This is a genomic window from Prevotella sp. BV3P1, from assembly GCF_000479005.1.
GTDB lineage: Bacteria > Bacteroidota > Bacteroidia > Bacteroidales > Bacteroidaceae > Prevotella.
In genome coordinates this window covers 1-8,099 of sequence record NZ_AWXC01000057.1, presented here as the reverse complement: position 1 = coordinate 8,099, position 8,099 = coordinate 1, and the positions used below count along the sequence as shown (strand labels likewise).

At 42.8% G+C, this 8,099-nt stretch carries 7 protein-coding genes and 1 pseudogene; 7 read left to right on the top strand and 1 reads right to left on the bottom strand.

The annotated features are described in order from the left end of the window. The first annotated feature begins 187 nt into the window (after window positions 1-187). The 6 genes from HMPREF1254_RS10555 to HMPREF1254_RS10530 all read left to right on the top strand — a co-directional run bounded on the left by HMPREF1254_RS10555 (window position 188) and on the right by HMPREF1254_RS10530 (window position 5,247). A complete protein-coding gene (locus tag HMPREF1254_RS10555; protein WP_036880633.1) occupies window positions 188-661 on the top strand; it encodes a hypothetical protein in 474 nt (157 codons plus the stop codon). Further along, on the top strand, window positions 645-1,040 hold the full coding sequence (locus HMPREF1254_RS10550) for a hypothetical protein (RefSeq protein ID WP_007173317.1): 396 nt from the start codon (window positions 645-647) through the stop codon (window positions 1,038-1,040). Before HMPREF1254_RS10555 ends, HMPREF1254_RS10550 begins: the two co-directional genes overlap by 17 nt. A gap of 165 nt (window positions 1,041-1,205) precedes the next feature. After that, complete coding sequence (locus HMPREF1254_RS10545) at window positions 1,206-3,098, top strand: AAA family ATPase (RefSeq protein WP_155945466.1); 1,893 nt, start codon at window positions 1,206-1,208, stop codon at window positions 3,096-3,098. Next, on the top strand, window positions 3,086-3,394 hold the full coding sequence (locus HMPREF1254_RS10540; RefSeq protein WP_023058656.1) for a helix-turn-helix domain-containing protein: 309 nt from the start codon (window positions 3,086-3,088) through the stop codon (window positions 3,392-3,394). The genes HMPREF1254_RS10545 and HMPREF1254_RS10540 overlap by 13 nt, the downstream gene beginning before the upstream one ends. 190 nt (window positions 3,395-3,584) lie before the next feature. Beyond that, entirely contained in the window at window positions 3,585-4,349 is a 765-nt protein-coding gene (locus HMPREF1254_RS10535) for a type IV toxin-antitoxin system AbiEi family antitoxin domain-containing protein (RefSeq protein ID WP_023058661.1), read from the top strand. Then, window positions 4,342-5,247: a nucleotidyl transferase AbiEii/AbiGii toxin family protein gene (locus HMPREF1254_RS10530; RefSeq protein WP_023058658.1), complete on the top strand. Its 906-nt coding sequence runs from the start codon at window positions 4,342-4,344 to the stop codon at window positions 5,245-5,247. The genes HMPREF1254_RS10535 and HMPREF1254_RS10530 overlap by 8 nt, the downstream gene beginning before the upstream one ends. A gap of 60 nt (window positions 5,248-5,307) precedes the next feature. Here the strand turns inward: HMPREF1254_RS10530 and HMPREF1254_RS10525 are convergent. Next, window positions 5,308-6,834 (bottom strand): annotated as a pseudogene (locus HMPREF1254_RS10525) (helicase C-terminal domain-containing protein). Between the two features lie 287 nt (window positions 6,835-7,121). Between HMPREF1254_RS10525 and HMPREF1254_RS10520 the strand changes: the two are divergent. Continuing rightward, on the top strand, window positions 7,122-8,099 hold a 978-nt coding region (locus HMPREF1254_RS10520), incomplete at its 3' end, for a tyrosine-type recombinase/integrase (RefSeq protein WP_023058659.1).

Here is an 8,099-nt window from a genome sequence, read left to right as displayed (position 1 = left end):
AATTTTCAGTGCACGGTGCAAGCCCTTATATATAAAGGGTCTTGCACCGTGCACTGAGGTCATGATATTGTGTAATTATATAAAATAACAAAATGGTATAATAATGCCAAATAATGGTTTTGTAATATTCTGATAAAAACTCAATCCATATGAACTTTGCATTCTAAAAACATTGATCTCATTTTATATGGCTCGTAAAAAAGAATGTAAATCAAATAAGGAAGGACGAATTTTCATAGTAAAACCAACCATTGACATGATGTTATCAACTTGCATTAATGTAAAGCTGGTAGCTAATTTAGGAGGTTTTGAGTATTCTAATTTTGTAAAAACCTGCAAGTTGGGAAAAGACATACGCCTAAGTTCTTTAGAGCGATGTGCAACTGCGTTTGGCAGGGACACACTTGTCATTCATCTTCCCGCAGGACTTGTCGAATCTGTAGCAAACCCACAAGTACACCATAGTGGACTTTTTCATACGATAGAGGAAGCTGAACTCAAAATAGTGTTGAAGGAGATACTCAAAATTAAAAAGTCACAATTCTCGCCTTACTTGGAGTTGTTCTTTTCTGTTCTTGAAGAAAGTAATGGCTGCACAGAAGATCTTTTGCAAAGGCTGATAAAAGTGCTTCAAAATACTATAGATGAAAATGGAAAATAATAATTCACTTTTTGATGAAATCAGAACATTGCGCGAAGAGTTGCATCAAGTGGTTTCGTTTATCGTGGAGCTTAAACGTGACTATTCCGTTTTGGAGGAACAGATAGAATTAGGCTCTTCGGACGTTCTTCGTCTTCTTGGCATTTCCAAGGCTTCCCTTGCACGATGGCGAGATAATAATACGATTCCTTATCGCTACATATCAAGCAATCATGTTGTATATCCCTTTAAGGGAGTCTACATTGCAATAAAATCTGGGCGTGCAACTTTTAAGGGGTTCCGACGGCTGGAAGCCTTGCAGCGTCTTAATGCCTATAGGGATGGAATTATAAAAGGATACATGGGTGATAATCCCCAAACTTTGTTTGAAGAGTTATGAACTTAAAAGAAGAAATTTTTACAAAGAACCAATCATGGATTGGAAGTGTTTTATTTTTATATGCCGATAGATTTCGTTCCAAAGCGCAATTTTCGCAATTCTCTGTATAATGACAGGCGTGCGTCATGCAATATATACTTTGACGAAAAATCACAATGCTATCGCATGAAGGATTTCGGTAATGAAGCGTATTCTGGTGACTGTTTTTGGTTTGCTGCCGCAATTATGGGACTTGATGTTCGTACTGAGTTTAGAAAGGTGCTGGCTATGATTGTACATGACTTGGGACTCAATATTTCTATTGAAAACAGAGGCGCATCGGAGCAAAATAGAAGTTATACAAAGAGCACTTTTTCTGTAGGACATAAGAATGCTGTTTGTGGAACTCCAGAAAACAAACGCTGGTTTAAGATTCATGAACAGCCTTTCAATGAAGAAGAAAAGAATTTTTGGTTACGATATGGAATAACGGACAGAACATTGACGCAATACAGCGTGAAGTCGTTGCGAAGTTATGAAGCCATCTCCTGTCAAGGTAAACAGTTCACGCTAAGCTCTACGAAAGAAGAGCCAATATTCTGTTACATCATGGGAGATTTTATAAAGATATATCGTCCGCACAGCAAATTGCGCTTTCTTTACGGAGGCGAGAAATTGAAAGATTATGTCTTTGGATTTGAGCAATTGCCCACCAAAGGCGATATCCTCTTCATCACAGGTGGAGAAAAGGATGTGCTCTCGTTATATGCACATGGCTTCAATGCGATTTGCTTCAACAGTGAAACGGCACAGATACCGACAAGTATCATTGAGAGCCTTCAGCTTCGTTTTAGGCATATAATACTCTTGTATGATGTGGATGAAACAGGTGTACGGGAGGCACATAAACAGTCTGAACATCTGGCGGAATACAAGGTCTTGAACCTTTCACTTCCGCTAAGTGGTACGAAGTCTGAAAAAGACATTTCAGATTTCTTTGCCTTGGGCAATGGGGCAAAGGAACTGAAAGAGTTGCTTGCCAAGATGTTCTCAGATCTATATAGCCAAACCATGATGATGTTACGTTCCTGTGAGATTGATTATGAGAATCCACCAGATATTTCCAAATCAGTAGTAGCAGTAAACGGTGTGCCACTCGGCACACAGGATAACCTGTTCTGCATTACTGGAGGTGAGGGGACAGGCAAGAGCAACTATGTGGGTGCCATCCTTGCCGGAGCGTTGGGAGAAAAACGATTGCCGATAGAGAAGACCTTGGGATTAGAGATTACCCCCAATCCCAAAGGCTTGGCGGTCCTACACTATGACACGGAACAGTCAGAGGCACAGTTGCACAAGAACTTGGGTAAGACACTGCGTAGGGCTTCTTTGACGGCAGTACCGGAGTTTTGCCATTCTCTGTACCTTGCCTCTCTGTCTCGTAAGGACAGACTGAACCTTATCCGTGAGAGTATGGACTTGTTCCATCACAGGCATGGAGGCATCCACCTTGTGGTGCTTGACGGAATAGCCGACTTAATACGTTCTGCCAACGATGAAACGGAAAGTATTGCCATTGTGGACGAGCTTTATCGCTTGGCGGGGATTTATAATACCTGTATCATATGCGTGCTACACTTCGTACCGAATGGTATCAAACTCCGTGGGCACATTGGCTCGGAACTGCAACGCAAGGCGGCCGGTATTCTTTCCATAGAGAAAGATGATAATCCCGAATACTCGGTCGTAAAAGCATTGAAAGTCCGTGACGGAAGTCCGTTGGACGTACCGATGATGCTTTTCGGATGGGATAAGGCTGAGGACATGCACGTCTATCGTGGTGAGAAGTCCAAAGAGGACAAGGAAAAGCGCAAGACCGATGAACTCGTTGGCGTTGTCAGAGAGGCTTTCAGAAAACCCCTCAAGCTCACTTACCAAGAACTTTGTGAGGTCTTGATGCGCGAGATGGAAATCAAGGACAGAACCGCAAAGAAGTACATCGCCTATATGAAAGAACAACGTATCTTGGCACAAGATACCAATGGTAACTATCAAAAAGGAGAACTATGTCGTACTTAGAACATCATACAGAAGATACATGGCAGAAACGATTGTTTGATAAACTGATGCGTGTCGAGGACAAACTCGACCGCCTGCTGATCCTGCAAGAGCAATCTGTTGATACAACAGTTCATCCTCCCTTGAAACCCGAATACTTGGATATCATTGATGTATCCAAGATTCTCAAAGTGGAGCAAAAGACCGTTTACAACTGGGTTTGGGCAGGAAAAATCCCTTATCTCAAAGCCAATGGACGATTACTTTTTCTCAGGGAAGAGATAGATGAAATGGTACGGAAGCGAGAAGGTTGGTAGAAGTCAGTTCTATACAAGTATGTTGGAAATGTTCATGTTTTATTTCATTCTTTTTTTTCTCACTATGGTTGAAATATTATCCTGCAAGTCAACTATTAGTTTACTTTCGAGGAAATAATTCAACCAGTTGACTGTAATTAGCAAAGTCTTTTGTACCTTTGCGGTTGGTTTTAATTACAGCAAGTAAACTATGAGTATACTAAAAGGAAAAAAAATAAACCAAATGCTTCAATCTGGGCAAAAGAACGGATTGCTGTTTGCGACATGGCTTATAGAGCATGGCTATTCCAGGCAGTTGTTGAGCAGGTATCGTTCTTCCGGTTGGTTATCCTCTCTATGTAAGGGAGTCATGTACCGCACAGGCAACACGCTGTCCGCTTTTGGTGCTTTGCAGTCCTTCAACGAACAAGTAGGAAAGAGTTTTCGTGTTGCAGCGCATTCTGCTTTGGAGCTTTGGGGCTTCAACCATTATGTTCCTATGGGTAAACCCCTGTTAATGGTATCAACGGCAAGTGATAAAATGCCACAATGGATGAAGCATGACATTTTCGACCGTGAATTTAAGTTTTTCAAGACAGAGGTGTTTATCAGTGCACAGATAACAACTTTAACATACTTGGACTGGAGGCTGCTTATATCCTCCCCTGAGCAGGCTTTTATGGAATGTCTGCTGCTAACACCACGCCAATATATCTATATGGATCTATTTTATATAATGGAGCAGCTGACCACTCTGCGTCCGAATGTTGTCCAATCGTTATTGGAAACCACAAAACATTACAAAATGAAGAGGCTGTTTCTATATATGGCAGAGAAAGCGGGGCATTATTGGTATGAAGATTTAGACCTTACAAAAATAGATTTGGGGACACATAAACTCCAACTCGTCAAATCTGGTATATATATCAGCAAATATAAGATGATTGTACCAAAAGAATTAAACGATTATGAATGATCAACAATATAAAAAACAGGTGGCATTGTTACTACGCATTATGCCTTTGGTTTACAAGATAACGGACTTTGCTGTTCATGGAGGTACGGCTATTAACCTGTTCCACCAGAATATGCCGCGTTACTCGGTTGATATTGACCTTACCTATATTCCGATAGAGCCACGCACAGCGAGTTTGGAAAAGATAAATCAACATCTTGGAGAACTGAAAACTAGTATAGAACGTGCCATTCCCGGAATACATGTGGTACATAAATCCGAAGTATGGAAATTGCAGTGCACGCATGATGGTGCTACGGTGAAAATAGAGGTAAATGGTACAAAACGGGGCATACTTGGAGAGGTTGAAATTATGGAACTCTGTCCGAAAGCGAAGGAAGGGTTCCAAGCCAGCTGTAAGGCACGTATAGTTCCTTTTTCTCAACTTTATGGGGGGAAGATTGCAGCCGCCCTCAGCCGCCAGCATCCACGTGACATGTTTGACTGCAAATACATGAAAGACCAAACGCTTGAAAGTGTAAAAGACGGACTCATCTTATGCTTATTGGGAAGCGACAAGCCTATTGTAGAATCCCTGTCTCCTCATAATATAAACCAAGAGGAGGCACTTGAAAACCAATTCAAGGGAATGTCAGATATTCCATTTACCTATACAGACTATGAGCAGGCTCGTAAATCCATTATTAAAAAGGTAAATGACTGCCTTACAAATACTGACAAGGAATTCCTCGTTTCCTTTGAGGAGGGAACACCACAGTGGGAGAAATGTTGCGCAGGTGATTTAAGCCAATATCCATCTGTACAATGGAAACTACTGAATATAGGTAAACTTAAGAAACAGACTCCCGATAAGCACAAAGAAGGAATAGATAAGCTAAAAGGTTATTTGCAGGTATAATGATAAAAGTCAGACATTCAATACGGATGTCTGACTTTTATTTAGCCCCTCAGCATGTGTTTAGTGCCTCCATTTGGGTTTAAAACTCGGTAAACGGCTATTATCTTCTCTGTCTTGGACAAGATAGCTTTCATTCTTTACTCCTCCAGAATGATAATGGTCGGATAAATCCTCTCCTTGCTTCATTTCTTCTGTTTCCTCTTTTTCCTCTTTTTCCCCCTCTGGTGGAGCAAGGGTAAGCGCAATCTTTCTGTCTAATTCAGCAGCTTCACTTTTAAGTGAGCGAAGCTCATTCTCTTTCTTCCAAGAACTGTTAGCAATATTAGTATAAACTTCTTTATTTGCAACAACCTTTGCCATTTCCTTCTCATGCGACTCTATCACCTTAGGGATACGCTCCAAGGCATTTACGAAGTTCTCGCAGGCAAGTTTCGGGTCTGCCGCTAACTTACCGTTATTATAGGTATAGTAGATGCTTTCCTGTCCCTTGACAAAGAAGCGGTTTATTGAGCAATCAAACAGATCCTTTGAACTACTCTCCGTCTTGACCATGATGGAAAAGCCGTAAACCTCGCCAATCTTATTGTACTCGCTCTTGGTACGAGCCTTTTCCTCTATCTCATGCAGACGGGCGGCGATGACCTTTATGTCGGTGCTGTCCTCTACACCTTTGATTGTCAGTTTATTGACGGGCAGCCCCTCCTTATCCCGTTCCACACGCTGCTCAAAGCAAGCCAAGTCAGCTTTAGCTTCCTTAATCTTGTCGGAATGGAAGGACACGGAACTCTCAATCTCTGCCAGCTTGCCCGTTGCGGCATCACGCTCACGGAGAAAATTCTTGCGCTCGGATTCCAAGGTGGTAATCTTCTTATCCAATCTTGCTTTCTCCAAAAGGTCTGTGTTGCCTGAAAGCACTGCAACATATTCTGAGAAGTTCATACCGCTGTTCTCGTCCATTGAACCCTCATCAATGGTACGACTGCCGAGCGTGTTTGTCTTCAGCTGATTGATGAAGAGCTGCTTGTTATGCAGCAAATTGAACTTATAACTGTCCAAAGAACGTTCTACAGCGTAGATAATCACATCAACCTTGTTGTCCGCAAACTCCTTGGCGATAAGGTTTCCCTTGCGCACAGCTCGTCCGTTGCGCTGTTCTAAGTCCGAAGGTCGTCAAGGCGTGTCAAGATGATGCACGGCTACTGCCCGCTGCTGTGCATTCACACCAGTACCCAACATGGACGTAGAGCCGAAGATGATGCGAATGTCACCACGGTTCATCGCTTCTACCATCGCTTTCTTTGCTTTCTCGCTCTTGCACTCCTGAATAAAACGTATCTCGTAGGATGGTATATGGTAGTCCTCCACTAATTTACGCTTTATCTCCGAATAGACATTCCATTCGCTTGGCTTGTAAGTACCCAAGTCAGAGAAAACAAACTGCGTACCTTTCTGTGCATCGAACTTTTGGTAATAGTCATTCAAGAGTTTCGCACAATGGCTTGCCTTGTTGTCTATATGGTCTGAGTACCCATTTTCATCAATCATGCGTAAATCTAAGCTCATCTTGCGGGCATAATCAGTAGTCAAGAATCAAGGGAAACAGAGGGAAATACAGGGAATGTAACTATTTGAAATAGTATCATTTAGCATTTTCTTACTATTATAAGGGTAAGCGAAAACGAGCATCAAACGGCAGGAGTTCCGTTACCAAATCGTAACCCATCAAGGAAAAAGCAAAAAGGGGTTACGAATTGAATGTAAACAATTGTGTCATAGGTTTTTATTCATCATCTTTCATTTTTCTGCATCGCTTGGGAATACTTGTTCATCTGTACCTTTGCAAACAAAGGAAATTTAGAAAAAACGACAGAAAAATGAAGGAAAACAAACTCAAAGTATCGTTCTTCGTTCAGGCGAAACGAACCGACAAGAAAGGACTTGTGCCTGTCATTGGGCGCATCTCCGTTGGCAGAACCCATTCGGGCTTCTCCACCAAGTGCAAGACTCCGCTCACTCTTTGGGACAGCCGTAAGCAAAGGCTCATCGGCAAGAGTGCAATGGCGGTGTCCGTCAATCAGAAACTCGGTGAATGCACCGCACTCATCCACGCACGCTTTCACGAACTCAATGAAAGAGAAGAAGCCTTTACCGCCACCGATGTGAGGGATGCCTATCAGGGGCAAATCCACCGCCAAGCCTTGCTCTTGGAGAGTTTTGGGGAGTATCTCGCACAGACAAAGGAGCGCATAGGCATCGACCGAGCCTTAAAGACGCTCAAACTCCGTACCTACCAACTCTCCCTGCTCCGTGAGTATGTGCGGAAGAAGCACAAGGTAAGTGATATTCCACTCTCACAGCTGGACAAAGCATTTATCGAGGGCTTCGAGTATTATCTCACCATTGACCGAAAGCTGAAACGCAGTAGCATATCGAGTGCCTTATCCACCTTGCAGACCATCGTCCGCATGGCGGTGAAGAAAGGTGTGCTGGACTTCTATCCGTTCTTGGGCTACAGTTACGAGCGACCAAAGGGCGAACCGAGAAGTATTACGCAGGAAGAACTTGAGCGCATCATCGACTTGGAGATTGAATGGGAGAACTATCGTATTGTCCGTGATTTGTTCGTCTTTTCTTGCTTTTCAGGGCTTGCCATCTCCGATGTCCGTAATCTTCGGGAGGAAAACATTGTCTTGGAAGAGGGCGAACTCTGCATCAAGGGCAGGCGAATGAAGACCAAAACTCCGTATCGTGTACAGGTGCTTCCCCCTGCGCTGACTATCATGAATCGTTATAGAGGGATAAGGGCAGGCTTTGTCTTTGACGTTCCAACCACCGACGTTATCCTCAATGGC